Origin of the sequence: Mesorhizobium sp. M1E.F.Ca.ET.063.01.1.1 (genome assembly GCF_003998155.1) — a bacterium.
In the GTDB taxonomy this organism is placed as follows: domain Bacteria; phylum Pseudomonadota; class Alphaproteobacteria; order Rhizobiales; family Rhizobiaceae; genus Mesorhizobium.
In genome coordinates this window covers 1-16,740 of record NZ_RZSC01000065.1, presented here as the reverse complement: position 1 = coordinate 16,740, position 16,740 = coordinate 1, and the positions used below count along the sequence as shown (strand labels likewise).

Below are 16,740 nucleotides of genomic sequence, written 5' to 3'. Positions count from 1 at the left end.
CTCGAGACCCTGCAGCAATTGGAAGGCGTTGAACGGGCTGATCGCGGCGCCGACGTCTCGCAGCAAAACCGTGCGGATGCGCAGCACGTAAGCCACCGGTCCGAGCGGCTTGGCCGCCTCCACCCAGACTTTGCCATGATAACTCGGATCGGGCTGATTGAGCGTCGGGAAACGCTCGGCATGCTCTTCCCAGGGAAAATTGCCGCCATCGATGACGATGCCGCCGATCGAGGTGCCATGGCCGCCGATATACTTCGTCGCCGAATAGACCACGACCGCGGCGCCATGGTCGAACGGCCGGATGGTGAGCGGCGCGGCGGTGTTGTCGACGATCAGCGGCACTCCGAGCGAGCGGCCGATATCGGCGACCTCCTTGATCGGGAAGACCTGGAGCTTGGGGTTGGGCAACGATTCCGCGTAGTAGGCGCGGGTGCGCGCGTCGGTGGCGCGCCGGAAATTCTCAGGATCGGCCGGATCGACGAAGCGGACTTCGACGCCGAGATGCTTGAGCGTCGCGGCGAACAGCGCCCATGTGCCGCCATAGAGGTCGGTCGAGGAAACGATGTTGTCGCCGGCGCCGGCGAGGTTCAGCACCGAATAGGCCGAAGCCGCCTGGCCGGAGGAGAGCAGAAGCGCCGCAGCGCCTCCTTCCAGCGCCGCGATGCGGGTTTCCAGCGCGTCCTGCGTCGGATTGGATACGCGGGTGTAAATGTGCCCGATCTCGTCCAGCGCGAAGAGACGGTCGGCATGGGACGTGTCCTGGAATTGATAGGACGTCGTCTGATAGATCGGCACCGCGACGGCGCCGCTTGCGGGGTCGGCGCGCCAGTTGCCGCCGTGCAGGGCAAGGGTCTCAGGGGATAGATTTTCCAACGTCATGTGACTTCCTCCTGTCTGGTTCCAGCGGTCAGGCAAAGGGTGCGACTTCGGCCCGGGCTTGGGCGGCGAGCAGGTCGGCATGGTGGCGCCGCGCCACGTCGGGATGCGAGCGCAGCCGGCTTTTCAGCGCGTTCTGTCCGGAGTTGCGATAGAGCGGATTCTGCGGATCGCGGGTGACGCCATTCGCCTGCACCTTCAAATGCGGGGAGAGTTCCAGAAGCGGAATCTCCGCATCGAACGGCGCGCCCAGGAAGAAGGCGACGGACAGCCGGTCCGTGCCGGCCGGCGGCGTCACCACCCGGTGCACAGTCGCCTTGAGGTAGCCATCGGTCGCCATCTCGAGGAGCTCGCCGATATTGACCACGAGAGTTCCCGCGCGCGGCTCCGCGTCGATCCAACTGCCGTCCGCGTCCTCGACCTGCAGTCCCTTCTGCCGCTCCTGGAGAAGAAGCGTCAGGAAACCGCTATCCTTATGCGCGCCGACGCCCTGTTCGCTCTCCGTGGAATCGCGCCCTGGGTAACGAATGATCTTGATGAGATGGTTTGGCGTGCCGGCGTAGATGGTCTCAAAGGCGTCCTCATCCTGTTCGAGGATGACGGCGAATGCTTGTAGCAAGCGGGTCGAAAGTTCTGTCAGGCGCTCCTGCCATTCAAGCAGCAACGGCTTCAATTCCGGCAGTGCGCTCGGCCACTGGTTCGGCCCCTGAAGTCGCCGCCATGCTGGCTGTCCCGGATCGCGGGTTAGCGCTGGCGCTTCCGAGCCGATGTCGACCTGCTCACGCCAGTCCCTCTGCCCCCTCGTCAGTTCCTGGCCGACTCGGTTGTAACCGCGGAAATGCGGCGAGTTGACCATTTCGATCTCGAGCTTGTCTTCGTCCGGCAAAGCAAAGAAGCGGCGCGAGGCGCCTAGCACGTCATCGATCAACGACTGCGGAATTCCGTGGCCGGAGAGGTAGAAGAACCCGACATCCCGTGCGGCGCGCCGCAGCTCTTCGAGAAATCGCCTGCGGGAGTCCGGCTCCGCTTCGTAACCGGAAAAATCCAGCACTGGAATTGCGTCTGCGGACTTACTCATTTTCATCCTCTTTCTCTGAGGAGGAAAGCGTTGCACCGCCAACATGGGAAACAAAGAAAATGCCGACCTTTTCAGATAGGACCGGAAGAATTCGCGTATCGCGGACGCAACCGCGGAGGCGAATTTTTGTTAATTCTATAAAACTTGTAGACTTTAACCCTGATCGCACGCAATATCACAATGAGGTGTGGGGCAGCCGCTTCGAGGAGGAGACCTTATGACCACACGCCAATTGCCCGCGCTGCACGAAGGGCACGCACCCGTCATGCTGCATGGAGCGTTCGACGAGGCGTTGGAGGCCTACCAGGGCTGGGCGCCAGGCACCGAGGAGCCCCAGGTGAGTTTCGAGGGACGGATGGTGCCGATCAGTTCTGTCTTCGGCAGAATGCGTACCTGCACGGACATCCTTCCCTGGCGCATCGAGGGCGATGTCTCGGCACTTCTGGGCTACCCGGCAATCGGGAACGGCGAGGGCCCATCTACCTATGCTGATGCAGCTCGTCTGCTCCGCGCGCTCTGCGTAGAGCGGCTGCGCAATGCGATGCAATAGCAGCGATTGGTATGCACGGTCGTGTCCAGGCATTTTGAATGCCGGGCACGGCTCTGCGCCGATCGACTGACTTGAAACCGAGGCTAATCTCGATTGTTCTCGAAGGCGCCGATGCCTTGGGCAATCAGATTGGTGGCCATCACCAGCGAGACGATTGCCGCCGAATTGAAGACAACCACCCACCATTTGCCGCCGGTGAGGAAGCCATAGCCTTCAGCCACAGCGAGGCCCCAATCGGCGGAGGGCGGCTGAATGCCAAGGCCCAGAAAACTAAGCGTCGCGATCGAGAAGAAGGCGTAGCCCAGACGGGTGACGAGCTCGATGAGGATCGTCTCCCTGATGTTGGGCAGGATCTCCAGAACCATGATGGCGAAAGCGCTTTCGCCACCGAGACGCGCGGCGCTGACATAGTCGCGCTCGCGCTGGCCGCGCACCGCGGCGCGCACGGTCCTCGCCACCAGCGGCGTGTAGGCGACGGCGATAACCAGGATGACCGTGAGGTTCGAGGGCCCAAGCGCCACCAGCGTCATTGTGACGAGCACGATGAAGGGAAATGCCATCAGCGTATCGAGCAGCCTCGCGCCAATGGCATCGACCAGGCCATCGAAATAGCCAAGCAACAGGCCGATGACGGTGCCGCCGGCGACTCCGCCAAGTGTCGCCAGCGGTGCGACCAGCAGGATATCGCGCGACCCGACGACAATGCGGGAGAACACATCGCGGCCAAGCTGGTCGGTCCCGAACCAGTGTGCGGCGTCGGGCGGCGCCAGCATGGCGAGAAAATCCTCGGCGTAGGGATCGTAGGGAACCACCCGATCGCCGAACAGAGCACAGGCGATCCAAAACAGAAGAATGAGCGAGCCGATGACCACGGATGGAGCGAGGCCGCGAAGCGCGCTGCCAACCTCGCCTTTTATCCGCGAGACCAGCGGCACATGGCGAGGCGCCGGGAACTCCAGCAGATCCATCATGGCGACGCCCGCCGGCGTTGCCGCGGATCGAGCAGCGCCTGCACCAGATCGCCCGCCGCCGCGGAGAGCACGAAGATCGTCGCCATGACGAGGACGCCGGCCTCGAGCATGGGGAAATCGCGCGCCTTGGCGGCACTCAGCACCAGATTGCCAAGGCCCTGGATGCCGAACAGGGTTTCGATCACAACCAACCCGCCAAGCATGTAGCCGCTCTGCGTGGCAAGCACCGCAATCGTCGGCGTCAGCGCATTGGGCAGCACGTGCTTGGAAATGACCTGCCAGCGATCGAGCCCTTTCAGGGTGGCGGTGCGCGTATAGTCCGCGGCCAGGGCCTCGATCACGCCTGCCCGCGTCATGCGCGCCAGATAGCCCGCGAGGTTCAGCGCCAGCGGCAGCGCCGGCAGGATGAGATAATAGCCGCTCGTCCAGAAGCCCGCCCCGTCCGGAGCGGCGCCGGTGATCGGGAACCAGTTCAGCCACAGGCCGAGGACCAGGAGCAGGAGCAGCCCTGAGACGAAATCCGGGACGATGCCGAAGGACACGCCCGCCAGAACGATCAACCGGTCGATCCAGCGGCCCAGGTTGAGGCCGGCGACGATGCCCGCGCCGACGCCCAGCGGCACAAGAAACAGCAGGATAATCCCGGCAAGCGCTGCCGAGCGCCCAAGGCTCTGCAGCACGAAGGGCGCGACCGGCGCGCGCATCGACAGCGACGTGCCGAAGTCGCCGCCGAGCGCATGGCTGAACCAGCGCCAGTATTGGACGAGCATCGGCTGGTCGGCGCCGAGCTCTCTGTTCAGCGCCGCGACGGCCTGCGCGTCGGCGAAGGGACCGAGCATGACGCGCGCGACATCGCCGGGCAGGACCTGCCCGGCGAGGAAGACCAGCGCGCTGACCAGCCACAGGGTGAGGAGCAGGGAGGCCACGCGCGCCGACAAGGTGCGGCCGGTCAGCATCCGGCGCTCCAGCTGGTTTGACGTCTCCGCATCATGCCTGGACGAAGGAAACGCGGTCGAGCAGCAGATGCGAGATCGCCGTGAAGCGGACGCCCTCGACCTTGGTGCTGGTTATGCGGCTGTATTGCGAGAAGTAGCTGATGATCTCCGGCGTCTCGTCGAGCAGCAAGGTCTGGATCTTGCCGGCCGCGACGCGTTGCGCCTGAAGGTCGCGGGCCTTGCCGTAGTCGACCAGCAATGCGTCATAGTCCGGATTCTTGAAATGCGCGGCGTTCCACGCTCCGGTGCTCTTCAGCGTCGCGTTGAGGAAGATGTCGGGCGTGCCGCGATGGCCGAAATCGGTGATGCCGAGGTTCGAATCGAGCCAGGGCGAGCTGCCGAACGTCGCCGATCCGTAATAGGCATCCTGCGGCAGGACATTGAGCTTGATGTCGATGCCGGCCTTCTTGGCGAAGTTCTGGATGATCACGGCGTAGTCGGGAATGTCGTAGGCGCGTTCGGTGGTCAGCGTCACCTCGAAGCCATTGGGTACGCCCGCCTCGGCCAGCAGTCGTTTGGCCTCGGCGATGTCCTGCTTGCGCTGCGGCACCGAGGGATCGGCCGAGGGAAAGATCGGCGCGAACGGGGTGTCGTTGCCGGCGATGGCGCGCCCCTTCAGCAGGCCCTTCACGATAGCCTCACGGTCGAGGGTGAGCGCCAGCGCGCGGCGGACGCGTTTGTCAGTGAACGGCGCCTGGTCGGTCCTCAGATGCACGGCGTTATGCGAGCTCGCCTGCACGCTGAGCAGCTTGAAGTTGGGATTGCCTTCGATCGCCAGTTCGAGGCGCGTGGTGCTCGGGATGACATCGAGCTGGCCGGCCTGCAGCGCCACCACCTGCGCCTGCTCGTCGTCGAAGAATTTGATCTCGACCCGGTCGGGCAGCGCCTTCTCGCCCCAGTAGTCGGGATTGCGCACGAAGCTGGCGCCTTGCTTGGGACGGAAGGATTCGAGCTTGAACGGACCCGTGCCGTTGAAGGTCTTCTCGAAATCGCCGGCATAGTCGGCCGGCAGGATCACGGCATTGTAGACGTCAGAGGAGACATAGAACGGAAAATTGCTGTTCGACTGGTCGAGATCAAACGCGACCGTCTCGTCGTCGACGATCTTGGCGCCGCCTTTGGACAGGATGCCCTTGTAGGCCGACAGCGCCGAGGAGCCGCTGTTCGGATCGACCAAGCGCTCGAAGCTCGCAACGACGTCCTTGGCGGTGACGGTGCGGCCATCATGGAATTTCACGCCCGGCCGCAGCTTGAACGTCCAGCGCTTTGCCGTCTCATCGGCTTCCCAGGACAGGGCCAGTTTCGGCTGCAGCCCGTCCTTGGGATCGTCGAGGATCAGATATTCGCCGACCTGGCTGAGAACACCGATGCTGGCCGGATCGGTAACGGTGACCGGATCGATGGCCTTGGTCGGCTGGCCGAGCCCGACGCGAACCGTACCGCCGGCGGTGGCAGCGCGCGCCGCGCCGGAAAAGCCGAGGCCCTGCGAGGCGGCGAAGCCGGTCAGGCCGATCAGGGCCGCGTATTTCAGGAGATCGCGGCGTTTCAGGTAGCCGGCGACATATTCGTCAACAGCGACATTCCAGATGTCGCCGGACAGGTTGCGGAGTGAGCCGATGTCGTTGCGCTTGGTCATTTTGTGCCTCTTCTTGAAACTCGATTCGATGAAACTGGTTGGAATGGCTGGAGGAGCCTGACTCAGACCGGCTGGCCGTCGAGCTCGATGCGGTCCACCGCTTGCGGATAGAAGGCGATCAGCCCCTTGATCTTCGGCATCTCGGCGATCGGGTCGCGGTAGCTCCAGGCGATGTCCTCGCGCAGCGAGCCGTCCTTGCGCACGCCTGACCAATAAGAAGCGATGCCCTTGTAAGGACATCGCGTCGTCGAGTTCGATGGCCTCAGGCGATCGAGCCGGACATCTTCCGGATTGAGATAGAAGCGTGTCGGCAGATGCGTCTCGAACAGCAGCACCGGACGCTGGCTGTCGGCGATCAGCTCGCCGTCGAACCAGATGCGCACCTGGCTCGCGCTCTGCAGCACGTCGATGCGGGCATAGGGATCGCGGGCATGGACGAAGACCTCTTCCTCCTCCTCGAACCACTGGTCGACGAGGTTCCAGGTGAAGGCGATGCGGCCGGCGAGCGGCGCAAGGTTCTCGTCGGGCGGTGCGGTGAACGACCAGGCGGCATCGGCGGCGCGCCTGTCGCCCGTGTCGATATCCCAGTATTTTGTTTCGCCGCCGACGGCATGCTGCTGGCCATGCTTCGACGGTCTCAGCACGGATTGGTCGACCGCCGAGAGCGGGAAGAAATAGATCGGCAGGAAATGATTGGAGCGCAGCACCAGCACGTTGCGGCTGTCGGCGATGACGCGGCCGGCGAACTTGACGCGGACGCGCTTGGGGCTGTGCAGGACATTGATCAGCTGCGGCGCGGTCGCCTCCCGCGGCTGCAGTCTTGGAGCGGCGGTCATGACGACTCTCCCTCAGGATACGGCGCGCACGTTGGCGCGCTGCTCGGCAAAGCGGTTGGCGGGGCGGGCAAGCCCGAAGCGGTCGCGCAGCGTTCCGGGCGCGTATTCGGTCGGGAAGACGCCTCGGCGCTGCAACTCGGGCACGACCTGTTCGGCGAAGTTCACCCAGTCCTCGGGCAGCAACGGGAACATCAGGTTGAAGCCGTCGGCGGCGCCGGTCTCGAACCAGTCCTGCAGCTGGTCGGCGATCTGCTTCGGCGTGCCGGCGACAGTCGGCACCGAGCCGCTGTTGGCGAGTTTTCGCGCGATCTCACGCAGGGTCAGGTTCTGCGAGGCCCAGTGCTTGACGCGGTTGAGCGAGGTGCGGCCGCCGTTGAAGGTGCTTTCGTCGGGAAGCTGCGGCAGCGGGCCGTCCGCCGGATAGGCCGACAAGTCGATGCCGCTCCAGCTCGACAGGAGATCGATGCCGACGCGATCGGGGAGCAGCGTCTGCAGGTAATCCTGCCTGTCGCGCGCCTCGGCCTCGGAAGCGGCGACGATCGGCAGGATACCCGGCAGGATCTTGAAGCTCTCCGGTCGCCTGCCGTGACGCGCCAGCCGCTCGTTGATATCCTCACGATACTTGATGCCGTCTTGCCTGGTACTGTAGATGGCGAAATGAGCGTCGGCATGAGCGGCGGCGAAATTCTTGCCGTCCTCGGACGAGCCGGCCTGGACGATCAGCGGATGACCCTGCGGCGGCCGTGGGACATTGAGGGGCCCGCGCACCTTGAAATGCGTGCCGCGGTGGTCGAGCACATGGACCTTGTCCGGATCGGCGAAATAGCCGCTGTCCTTGTCGAAAAGCAGGGCCTCGTCTTCCCAGCTGTCCCACAGCCCCTTGACGATATCGAGGAACTCGGCGGCGCGCTGGTAGCGGAAGGCATGCTCGATATTGCCGTCGCGGCCGAAATTGCGTGCTTCCTCGTCCATGGCCGAAGTGACGACGTTCCAGGAGGCCCTGCCCTGGCTGATGTGGTCGAGCGAGGCGAACAGACGCGCTACATTGTAGGGCTCGCTGTAGGAACTCGACGCGGTGGTGATCAGCCCGATATGCTTCGTCACGCCGGCCAGCGCCGACAACAGCGTCAGCGGCTCGAGGCGGGCGTTGGCGTAGTGGGCGACGCCGCTCTTCACCGAATCCCAGATCGACACGTGGTCGGCAACGAAGATGGTGTCGATCCTAGCGCGCTCAGCGGCCAGGACCAGCTCGCGATAATAGTCGAAGCCGAGTACTTCGCGGCCAGGCGCGCGCGGATGCCGCCACGACATGCGGTGATCGCCCTGCGGGTTGAAGAAGAATGCGCTGAGGATCATGTGATTTCGCGCCATGCCGGCCTCCTTGCAAATCCGCGCGAGAGACCCTGGCGACGCATCGACCAGCGCAATCAGAATCTCTCGATCAAGTGAAAGGCTAGATTGCGCTGCGCATTAATTCGAGTAATTTTATAGAGATTATGTACTAAATAAGCGGAAGCGATTGCCCTTGATTAGGGCACCGAAAGAAAGTGGTTTCGAGGTCTTGATGTCCCCATCAGTGCTGAATGTGGAAAAACTTTCGATCGCTTATGGCGGGAAAAGAGGATGGCAATCCGCCGTCGACGGTGTGTCGCTCGCAATCGGTCAAGGCGAAGCACTGGGGCTTGTCGGCGAGTCAGGCTCGGGGAAGAGTTCCGTAGCCCTCGCCATACTGCGCTACCTGCCGGGGAATGCCCGGCTGGCGGCCTCGGCGCTGGAGTTCCTGGGTCGCGAAATGCGCGGCCTCTCCGGCGAGGATTTGCGCGGACTGAGGGGCGATCGCATAGCGGCCGTCTACCAGCATCCGGGCGCCGCGCTCAATCCGGCGATGACGATCGGGCGACAGATCGGCGAGACGATCATGCGCCATCGGCCGGTCCGATACGAAGAAGCGCGCTGGCGTTCGACCGAATTGCTCAGGCGTGTGCGGGTGAGCAACCCCGAGCGGGTGCTCGACCTCTATCCGCACGAGTTGTCCGGCGGCATGCAGCAGCGCGCCAACATCGCCATCGCCATCGCGCTCGACCCGGCGCTGCTGGTGCTGGACGAGCCGACGACGGCGCTCGATGCCAGCGTGCAGTCGGAGGTCATCGCCATCCTCGACGATCTGCGCCGGGAGCACAAAACCAGCATTCTTCTGATCAGCCACGACATCAACCTGATACGCCGCTCCTGCGACCGGGTGGCGGTCATGCAATCGGGAACGGTGGTCGAGACCGGTGCTGCCGGCAATGTCTTCGACAACCCTGCCCATGCTTATACCAAGGCGCTGATCGCCTCGATCCCGGCGCTCAATCTCACCAAGCGTGACGGTCGGCTGGCCGAGACCAGCACAACCGTTCGCGATCGCCCTGAGGCGGGAGCCGCACGGACAGATCAAAGGGACAGACAGGTCGCCATCGCCTGCAAGGGCGTCAGCCATTCCTTCGGTTCGCAGGCCGTGCTGCACAATGTCGATCTCAGCATCGGCCAGGGCGAAACTTTTGGCCTGATCGGCGAATCCGGCTCCGGCAAATCGACGCTGGCACGGATCGTCACCGGCCTGCAGGTACCCAGCGAAGGATCGGTCGAGCTGTTCGGCAGAAAGGTCGCGCCGCGCGCCGAGAGACGGGCGCGGAGCGAGCGGCGCGACGTGCAGATGGTCTTCCAGTCGCCGGACCGCACGCTCAATCCGCGCCACCGGATCGGGCGGATTATCAGCCGACCGCTGCGGCGGCTTGCCGGACTTGGCCGGAGCCGGGCGCGCGAACGCGTCGCCGACCTGCTGCGTTCCGTCCGGCTGGCGGAAACGACCGCCGAACAGAAGCCACGCTCGCTCTCCGGCGGCCAGCGGCAAAGGGCGGCGATCGCGCGCGCCTTCGCCGGCGCGCCGAAAGTGGTGGTGCTGGACGAGCCGACCTCGGCGCTCGACGTCTCGGTGCAGGCGACGGTGCTCAACCTGCTCAACGACCTGCAGCGCGACAAGGACACGACCTATCTGTTCATCAGCCACGACCTCAAGGTGGTGCGCTACATGGCCGACCGGATCGGCGTGCTCTATCGCGGCCGGCTGGTCGAGACCGGCTCATCCGAGCAGGTCTTTCGCGGGCCTAATCATCCCTACACAAGCCTGCTTCTGGCCGCGTCTTCGGAAGACCAAGCGTCGGTCGTGTCCACCCTGGTCGAAGCCGCATCAGGGCCCAAAGGGTGCTGCTTCGCCGACCGCTGTCCCTTGGTGGAGGAAGCGTGCCGAACAGCGGAACCGCCAATTAAGGAGCTTGGACCGGGTCACACCATTGCCTGCTATAAGCTGTAGGGCTGGTTGTTCCGCAACGGAGTAGTGCTGGCCTTCTGAGACTTCGACCATCCGCGCCCTGGCCGGTCCTTTTGCACGCGATAGTCCGCGATAGATGCTGAAGATTTCTGCTTTGAAAATCAGTTGCTTAGAGCGGGTTAGCGATAATTAGCGATAGTCCGCGAAGGACCCCAAATCATTCCACTCTTGTATCCTAGCAACGTAAAGTATTGATTTCAAAAAGGAATAATTTTTCAACTTTTTTGAGACCGTCAAAAAGACCGTCAAAAACTTAAGCTTTTGAAAAATAAGGATTTATGCTTCAAAAATTCTCAAATTCACCTTTATGTGTCAATTATATACGACGATCGCGAAGAGTAAAGCGAAAATGGCCGAGAAATACACTTCGGAGCAGGCCTTGACAGGTCATCACCGGCCAGGTGCCTGTAGCGGCAGTTCCGGAATATTGTGTTGCGCGTCAAGCGAGTTGGCGCTCGGAGTTGGTTGCACCAATCATGGACCTGCAAGACACGACCTCCGGCACACCGTCCTGTCAAAAGCGCGGATCTGAGCTGACCGAAGCCCTGAATGCCAGCGCGGGACGCGGCGTTCTTTCACCCAGATTGCGTGATCTCATGAAACTGGAGTGCCGATATGAGGCAGGTCACGCCTTTCGGGACACGCGCCGCGACCTCGGCCAGGGACGCGCGATGTCGACGTCAGCGCCTGCGCGTTCATAGAGTCCACGCGAGGGGCGTTGTAGGACGCCCTCATTGACCAGGCGTGCAAGCGTGGCGAATTGATCCCTCGGCGCTTCAGGTCCGACAGGCGCATGATACCCTGCCGCTCGATCAGCTGCACGGCAAGGTCGCGCTGAGAGATTTCAACGGATTCGGTCGTGTATCAAATCGTCAGCAATTGCAGGTAACTTCCGACGTTTTATTACACGAATCCCAAAGCCCAGCTTGCAAGCAACTTGTCCCTGCCCCGTTTCCATCATTCACGGCCAGGCAGGTCCGTTCCTGCCCGCAGACACTCCATATAGGCCCGGTAGGCAAAGCTGCGATCACGCTTTTTGCCGGTCGTTTCCACGAGAATGCCGGCCTCGACGAGCACTTCGATTGCGCGAGTTGCCGTCGGCTTGCTGGCATCGATCAGCCTCATGGTGGAGGCCACCGTCACTATTGGATGTCGCGGAAGCTGCTCGAACAGCCTCAATGCCGAGACGGAAGCGGACTCTGCGCCCAACAATCGAGTCCGGTCTGCGCTGACCAGATTGAACAACTCGCGCGCCGACGCCACGGCTTCATCGGCAATCGTGGCAACCCCATCCAGAAAGAAGTCGGTCCAGCCTTCCCAGTCACCCTCCAGTCGCACGCGGTTGAGTCGTCGATAATACTCTTCGCGGTGACGCTTGAAGAACAGGCTGAGATAGAGAAGCGGAGCTTTCAGCAACTGCCAATGCTCCAGCAACAACGCAATCAGCAGTCGTCCGATCCGGCCGTTGCCGTCGAGATAGGGATGGATGGTTTCAAATTGCACATGCAGCAGGCCCGTGCGCACGAGCGCCGGCAGCTTTTCGTTGGCGTGTATATATTTTTCAAACGCGCCAAGCAGTTCAGGAAGTTTGTCGGGCGCGGGCGGCACATAGGCCGCATTCCCTGGCCGGCTTCCCCCAATCCAGTTCTGGCTGCGGCTAACCTCCCCTGGCTGCTTGTTCGAGCCCCGCACACCGCGCATCAGTCGCTTGTGCGCTTCGTTCAGAAGTCGCATCGAAAGAGGAAGGCCACGTTTCGCTGTGAGTTGGCCGCGCGCATAGGCCAGAGCGTCGAGATAGTTCGTGACCTCCTCGATGTCCGCACTGGCTACGGGATGTTCCTCCGCCTCAAAAGCGAGAAGGTCGACAAGCGATGCCTGGGTGCCTTCGATCTGTGACGAAATCACCGCTTCCTTGCGCACGAAGGCGTAGATGAACCAATCGAGGGACGGCACCATCTCACCTGCGAGGTCGAGCCGAACGAGCGCCTGCTCGGCTTCGCGCAGGCGATGTTCGAGCTCGTCATTGATAGCCAGCGCCGGACGCGCGGGCGGCAGGTCTAAGGGGACAAAGGCATCTACCTTCTCCCCGCCGACAATCACGCTTTCATATCGACCGGTCTTACGCGTTGGCATCACGCACCCATGCGTCAAGAGATGATCCTGGAGCGCAAGGCACGGCAATGTTCCCCGACCCCTTCACTAGGTACGAATTCTTTACTAACCAAGAGCGTTAGTCAAGAAATCGTTCCTAGAGAAACCCACCGGAAACGAACCGAGCGCGGTTTTCCATCGAACCGCCATACTGGTCCATGCGCTGATTGGCATTCGGCGCAAGGATCTGGTGCACCAGATACCCGTTCGCCCCGTGGACTTCCACGCCGTCGGCGCCTGCTTCGTCGGCGCGCTTGGCCGCATGGGCAAAATCAGCCACGGTCTGCTTGACCTCAGCAGTCGTCAGCTCACGCGGTTCGGGGATGGGCTGCATGCCGGTCATCGTGAACATATTGACGCCCGGCGCGATTGCCGAAGGCGCGACCGGCTGGCAATGATGCGGGGTGTTATCGGGGTGAGAGATCGCCCCACATAAGCGGCCGCCGGCATCGTGGACCGCATCCGCGACCATGCGCCAGCCAGCGACATGCGCGTCGCACATCGCTTGCCGCCGCTCGGCAATGATGAGGATTTCTCTACCCTCTTGCATCGCTGCGGCAGCCGTTCGGGCGGAATTTCATCGACATTTTCGCGACGGTTACCGATCCCGTCGAACTCGGCCCGGCGGCTGTCGAAGCGCAAGCCCAAGCATAAGGAGCCGAGTCCGATGGCTTCGACCGCTATTCTAAAGACTGGAGAATGATGTCGATCGCTTCAAGCAATGAGTAGCAGTAAGAGATTCGCTCCGGAGCCTGTCGCGCGAATTCCGCAAAATATTCCGCCGCGCGCATTACTGCCAATTCAGCGCCGATGGATTCCTCCAACCGCTGCTTCCACATCATCACATCTCCAGGTGGAATATCGCCCATTTTGGATGGCCACGCGTCAACGCTGGATCCGCCATCCTCGTCGGTGCGCAGACAAAGCATCGACTCTTTATTGACCAATGTAAACGTGACGGGGACATGTGGCGCAGTAGAGCAATAATCTCGCTCACGCTTGAAAGTCTCTATATTCGCCTTGAGGCGCGAACGAGCCATCTTGGGATCAATGAACCTCTCCAGAAGCATTAGCGCGTCTCGACGCACGGCTGAAATCTGGTTCGGCTTGCTTTTGTCAAATAGTTCGTCGGAATATTTCGACACCTTCGACGCGACCCTGGATGCTGACGATGAGGCATCGTTGTGCTGTGCCCATCACGAGTTCAACGCCAGTAGACGTCAAGTTCCCCGAGCTTGGCCGGATCGCTTATCTGGGCGTTCGATCTTTGTGCGATGAGACCAGCCAGGGTCTCCGCGGCAGCCAGCACCGGAGTGATGCTCTGAAAGTACAAGCGCTTGGGCAGTGGCACCAATATGCTGGCGCGAGCCAGGGCGGCGACCGGTGAGAGGCGATCATCGGTGATGGCGACGATAGCCAGACCGCGGCATGCAGCCTTGCGCGCAACCTCGACGGTCAAGCGCGCATGAGGCGCGATGCTGATCAGGAGCAGAGCGTCACCCGGACCGGAGTTCCATAGCGCGTCCATGCCCGTGCCATCTGTGTCATGCAGTAGGACGGCGGGCTTGTGGAAATGCGACAGCGCATAGGTGAACTGATGCGCGACCGCATATTGCGAGCGCAGCCCAAAGCAAAATATCCTTGGCGCACGAGCGAGGATTTGCGCGGCATTCACAAGCTGCTGTGGAAACTCCCGGCCCTCGGCCAAGCCATATGTTTGGCCCACAAAAGTGGCGACGACATCGTCGGAATCGACATGAATGTCCACATCCGGGAGCGCGCCAACCGGCGGCCGTACGCTGTTGGCGGTGAAAATGGCACGATATCGCGATCGGATTTCCTCATAGCCGTCAAAGCCGATCCAATGCGCCAGCCGCATCATGGTCGTATGACCGACCGCTGCCTTGCGCGCCAGTTCACGCATCGAGCAGAATGCGACGTCCGCCGGATGATCGAGCATGTACTTCGCCGCCAGCTTAAGCTGTTGCGACATCTCCTCGAATTGGTCGAGAAGCAGCTGCTCTACATCGTAGGGTGCTCCTGCCACGGAACTTGATGGCACGAGGATTTTGTCCTTCGTCGCAAGCCGTTGGATCATATCTCATCCCTTGTTGCTCTATTGAGAACCCCACGAAAGAGCTGCCCGCGATGCTTCTCGCCGAAAGCGAAAGCCGCACTTCGCTTCACTCGGTTTCAGTCAGTGACAAACTTGAGCTTGCTGGGATCGAGAAGCAGTCCGACCGAGCGCGATTCCATGTTGCGGATGGGAGCCTGATACTCGGTGTGGTAGAGCAGGCCGATCGGCGAGTTGATCCGGTAGAGAACCCTGTCGCCCAAAAAAGCGCAGGATTCGATTTCTCCGACCAAGCCGTCATGGGCTTCTGCTTGAGTCAAATGAAGCGCCTCCGGGCGAACCACCAGCTTTGCCGGCCCGGCCAGGACCGCCGCATCCGAAACTGCTATCTCGGAGCCTGCAATCATCGCGACCCATTTCCCGTCCCTGGATTGGCGCGCTTCGCACTCTAGTAGGTTGGCTTCTCCGATAAAGCTCGCGATGAAGGAAGACCGGGGGTGTTCGTAGAGCCCGGCCGCTGTTCCCTGCTGCGCGACGCGACCCGATTGCATCACGACCATCGAGTCGGAAACCGCCATGGCCTCCTCCTGGTCGTGGGTAACGTAGACCGTCGTGACGCCCAAGCGCTGCTGCAGGGAACGTATCTCGTCGCGAACCAGGCGTCGGAGCTTTGCATCGAGGTTCGACAAGGGCTCGTCCAGCAATAGAACCTCCGGTTCCAGAACGACGGCACGGGCCACTGCGACTCGTTGCTGTTGCCCGCCGGACAGTTCGCTGGGTAGCCGAGCGCCGTAGCCGGCGAGGCCGACCATTTCCAACGCCTGCTCAGCCTTTAACCTTGCTTCAGTCTTCCGTATCCCCGACATCAGCAGGCCATAGGAGACGTTCCCGATCACGCTCATATGGGGAAACAAGGCGTAGGACTGGAAAACCATGGCGACGTTGCGATACGTCGCGGGCAGCATCGATACGTCACGGCCGCCGATCACGATTCGGCCGTGTGTCGGCAGTTCCAGCCCTGCGATCATGCGCAATGTGGTTGTTTTTCCGCAGCCGCTCGGTCCGAGCAGGGTGACCAGCGATCCCGGTTCGATATCAAAGCTGACATCGTCCACGGCGCACACACCCCCATAGACTTTGGACACGGCCTCGAACACCACGCGACCATACTCGGCAAACACTTTGTTTGCAGCCGCTCTCGGAGTTTGCAGCATGAAACAGTCCTCCTTTCATGACCCCGTCGATGAGCGCCAGACGGTGTTATGCAACATATGTTGCCGCCGCATGACGCCCGTTGTCTTGTCCAGCGCTCATGACCGAACCGGAGCTGTCGCTATTTTGGCCAGGCGTTCGTGCCGCCGCAGGCGGCGGGTTCCGAAAGCGAGCTGAACGGCGATAACGACCGCAAGCATGACGGCGATGAGAACATCGGCGTAGGCAATCGCCACGCCATAGTTTCCATTCTCGACGAGACCGACGATGTAGGCTGTCGCCATGTTGTGGTCGGCGCTTACCAGGAAAATGATAGCGCTCACCGAGGTGATTGCGCGGATGAAGGAATAGGCGATGGCCGCCACAATGGCGGGACGCAGCAGCGGCAGCACGATATTGCGCAGCGTCTGCGAACTGTCGGCGCCAAGCGTCAGCGAAGCTTCGTCCAGGCTGTGATCGATCTGCTTCATCGCAGCGATGCCGCCGCGAACACCGACCGGCATGTTACGGAACACGAAGCAGAGGACGAGGATGACGCCGGTGCCGGTAAGTTCGATCGGCGGGACGTTGAAAGCCAGGATGTAACTCAAGCCAACCACAGTGCCGGGAACGGCAAAGCTTAGCATCGTCGCAAACTCGAAGGCGCTTTTTCCGACGAATTGCTGGCGAACCAGAAGCCAAGCCGTCAACAGTCCGAGGGCGGCTGTCAAAGGCGCTGCCACCAGCGAAATGCTGAGGGTTGTCGCCAGCGAGCCCCACGCCGAGCCGCTCCAGATCAGCTTGCCATCTGACCAGCCAAGACCGAAAGCTTCGCGGTAGTGATCGAGCGTGAATGCGTGGTCGAGACCCCACACTTTCACAAAGCTCCCGTAGACGATCATGCCGTAGACGACCACCGTCAGCGCAAGCCAGGGAAGCGTGAGGCAATGGACGACCAAGGCATGGGTGCTGGACAATGGCGTGTGTGCGCCATTGTCGCCCTTGCCTGTAA

General features: G+C 61.8%; 14 protein-coding genes and 1 pseudogene. 2 read left to right on the top strand and 13 right to left on the bottom strand.

The annotated features are described in order from the left end of the window. Together EOA29_RS08170 and EOA29_RS08165 are read right to left on the bottom strand one after the other, a co-directional pair. The coding region (locus tag EOA29_RS08170; RefSeq protein ID WP_127220722.1) for a PLP-dependent transferase at nt 1-879 on the bottom strand (879 nt) is incomplete at its 3' end. Nucleotides 880-907: 28 nt separating this feature from the next. Continuing rightward, nucleotides 908-1,954, bottom strand: a complete 1,047-nt coding sequence (locus EOA29_RS08165; protein WP_127220723.1) for a 2-oxoglutarate and iron-dependent oxygenase domain-containing protein — start codon at nt 1,952-1,954, stop codon at nt 908-910. A gap of 217 nt (nt 1,955-2,171) precedes the next feature. Between EOA29_RS08165 and EOA29_RS08160 the strand changes: the two genes are divergently transcribed. Continuing rightward, nucleotides 2,172-2,504 (top strand): hypothetical protein, encoded by a 333-nt coding sequence (locus tag EOA29_RS08160; RefSeq protein WP_127220721.1) that lies wholly within the window; start codon nt 2,172-2,174, stop codon nt 2,502-2,504. Nucleotides 2,505-2,587: 83 nt separating this feature from the next. Here the strand turns inward: EOA29_RS08160 and EOA29_RS08155 are convergent, their stop codons facing one another. From EOA29_RS08155 to EOA29_RS08135, 5 genes are all read right to left on the bottom strand, one after another. Beyond that, complete coding sequence (locus tag EOA29_RS08155) at nt 2,588-3,475, bottom strand: ABC transporter permease (RefSeq protein ID WP_127220720.1); 888 nt, start codon at nt 3,473-3,475, stop codon at nt 2,588-2,590. After that, nucleotides 3,472-4,431 (bottom strand): ABC transporter permease, encoded by a 960-nt coding sequence (locus tag EOA29_RS08150; protein WP_127220719.1) that lies wholly within the window; start codon nt 4,429-4,431, stop codon nt 3,472-3,474. Before EOA29_RS08150 ends, EOA29_RS08155 begins: the two co-directional genes overlap by 4 nt. A 31-nt stretch (nt 4,432-4,462) precedes the next feature. After that, complete coding sequence (locus EOA29_RS08145; RefSeq protein ID WP_127220718.1) at nt 4,463-6,106, bottom strand: ABC transporter substrate-binding protein; 1,644 nt, start codon at nt 6,104-6,106, stop codon at nt 4,463-4,465. A gap of 62 nt (nt 6,107-6,168) precedes the next feature. Then, nucleotides 6,169-6,942: a DUF427 domain-containing protein gene (locus EOA29_RS08140; protein ID WP_127220717.1), complete on the bottom strand. Its 774-nt coding sequence runs from the start codon at nt 6,940-6,942 to the stop codon at nt 6,169-6,171. A 12-nt stretch (nt 6,943-6,954) separates the two neighbouring features. After that, nucleotides 6,955-8,313, bottom strand: coding sequence for an LLM class flavin-dependent oxidoreductase (locus EOA29_RS08135; protein ID WP_127220716.1), 1,359 nt, complete (start codon nt 8,311-8,313; stop codon nt 6,955-6,957). Between the two features lie 193 nt (nt 8,314-8,506). On the opposite strand from EOA29_RS08135, the gene EOA29_RS08130 reads away from it, so the two are divergent. Continuing rightward, the gene (locus EOA29_RS08130; RefSeq protein WP_127220715.1) at nt 8,507-10,294 is read left to right on the top strand and encodes an ABC transporter ATP-binding protein; all 1,788 of its coding nucleotides are present in this window, start codon (nt 8,507-8,509) and stop codon (nt 10,292-10,294) included. A gap of 975 nt (nt 10,295-11,269) precedes the next feature. Here the strand turns inward: EOA29_RS08130 and EOA29_RS08125 are convergent. From EOA29_RS08125 to EOA29_RS08100, 6 genes and pseudogenes are all read right to left on the bottom strand, one after another. Further along, nucleotides 11,270-12,445: a Fic family protein gene (locus EOA29_RS08125; protein WP_127220714.1), complete on the bottom strand. Its 1,176-nt coding sequence runs from the start codon at nt 12,443-12,445 to the stop codon at nt 11,270-11,272. 136 nt (nt 12,446-12,581) lie between these two features. After that, nucleotides 12,582-12,956, bottom strand: a pseudogene (locus tag EOA29_RS08120) (alkene reductase); the annotation flags it as partial. A gap of 187 nt (nt 12,957-13,143) precedes the next feature. Next, complete coding sequence (locus EOA29_RS08115) at nt 13,144-13,608, bottom strand: hypothetical protein (protein ID WP_127220713.1); 465 nt, start codon at nt 13,606-13,608, stop codon at nt 13,144-13,146. 59 nt (nt 13,609-13,667) lie between these two features. Beyond that, on the bottom strand, nt 13,668-14,561 hold the full coding sequence (locus EOA29_RS08110) for a MurR/RpiR family transcriptional regulator (protein WP_127220712.1): 894 nt from the start codon (nt 14,559-14,561) through the stop codon (nt 13,668-13,670). A gap of 95 nt (nt 14,562-14,656) precedes the next feature. Beyond that, entirely contained in the window at nt 14,657-15,751 is a 1,095-nt protein-coding gene (locus EOA29_RS08105) for an ABC transporter ATP-binding protein (RefSeq protein WP_127220711.1), read from the bottom strand. Between the two features lie 96 nt (nt 15,752-15,847). Next, the coding region (locus EOA29_RS08100) for an ABC transporter permease subunit (protein ID WP_145969640.1) at nt 15,848-16,740 on the bottom strand (893 nt) is incomplete at its 5' end.

What these genes read in the sequence shown, in the direction of transcription:
- EOA29_RS08140 (WP_127220717.1), bottom strand. Translation starts at nt 6,942, where the DNA reads ATGACCGCCGCTCCAAGACTGCAGCCGCGGGAGGCGACCGCGCCGCAG.
- EOA29_RS08165 (WP_127220723.1), bottom strand. Translation starts at nt 1,954, where the DNA reads ATGAGTAAGTCCGCAGACGCAATTCCAGTGCTGGATTTTTCCGGTTAC.
- EOA29_RS08110 (WP_127220712.1), bottom strand. Translation starts at nt 14,561, where the DNA reads ATGATCCAACGGCTTGCGACGAAGGACAAAATCCTCGTGCCATCAAGT.
- EOA29_RS08135 (WP_127220716.1), bottom strand. Translation starts at nt 8,313, where the DNA reads ATGGCGCGAAATCACATGATCCTCAGCGCATTCTTCTTCAACCCGCAG.
- EOA29_RS08150 (WP_127220719.1), bottom strand. Translation starts at nt 4,431, where the DNA reads ATGCTGACCGGCCGCACCTTGTCGGCGCGCGTGGCCTCCCTGCTCCTC.
- EOA29_RS08105 (WP_127220711.1), bottom strand. Translation starts at nt 15,751, where the DNA reads ATGCTGCAAACTCCGAGAGCGGCTGCAAACAAAGTGTTTGCCGAGTAT.
- EOA29_RS08125 (WP_127220714.1), bottom strand. Translation starts at nt 12,445, where the DNA reads ATGCCAACGCGTAAGACCGGTCGATATGAAAGCGTGATTGTCGGCGGG.
- EOA29_RS08160 (WP_127220721.1), top strand. Translation starts at nt 2,172, where the DNA reads ATGACCACACGCCAATTGCCCGCGCTGCACGAAGGGCACGCACCCGTC.
- EOA29_RS08130 (WP_127220715.1), top strand. Translation starts at nt 8,507, where the DNA reads ATGTCCCCATCAGTGCTGAATGTGGAAAAACTTTCGATCGCTTATGGC.
- EOA29_RS08145 (WP_127220718.1), bottom strand. Translation starts at nt 6,106, where the DNA reads ATGACCAAGCGCAACGACATCGGCTCACTCCGCAACCTGTCCGGCGAC.
- EOA29_RS08155 (WP_127220720.1), bottom strand. Translation starts at nt 3,475, where the DNA reads ATGATGGATCTGCTGGAGTTCCCGGCGCCTCGCCATGTGCCGCTGGTC.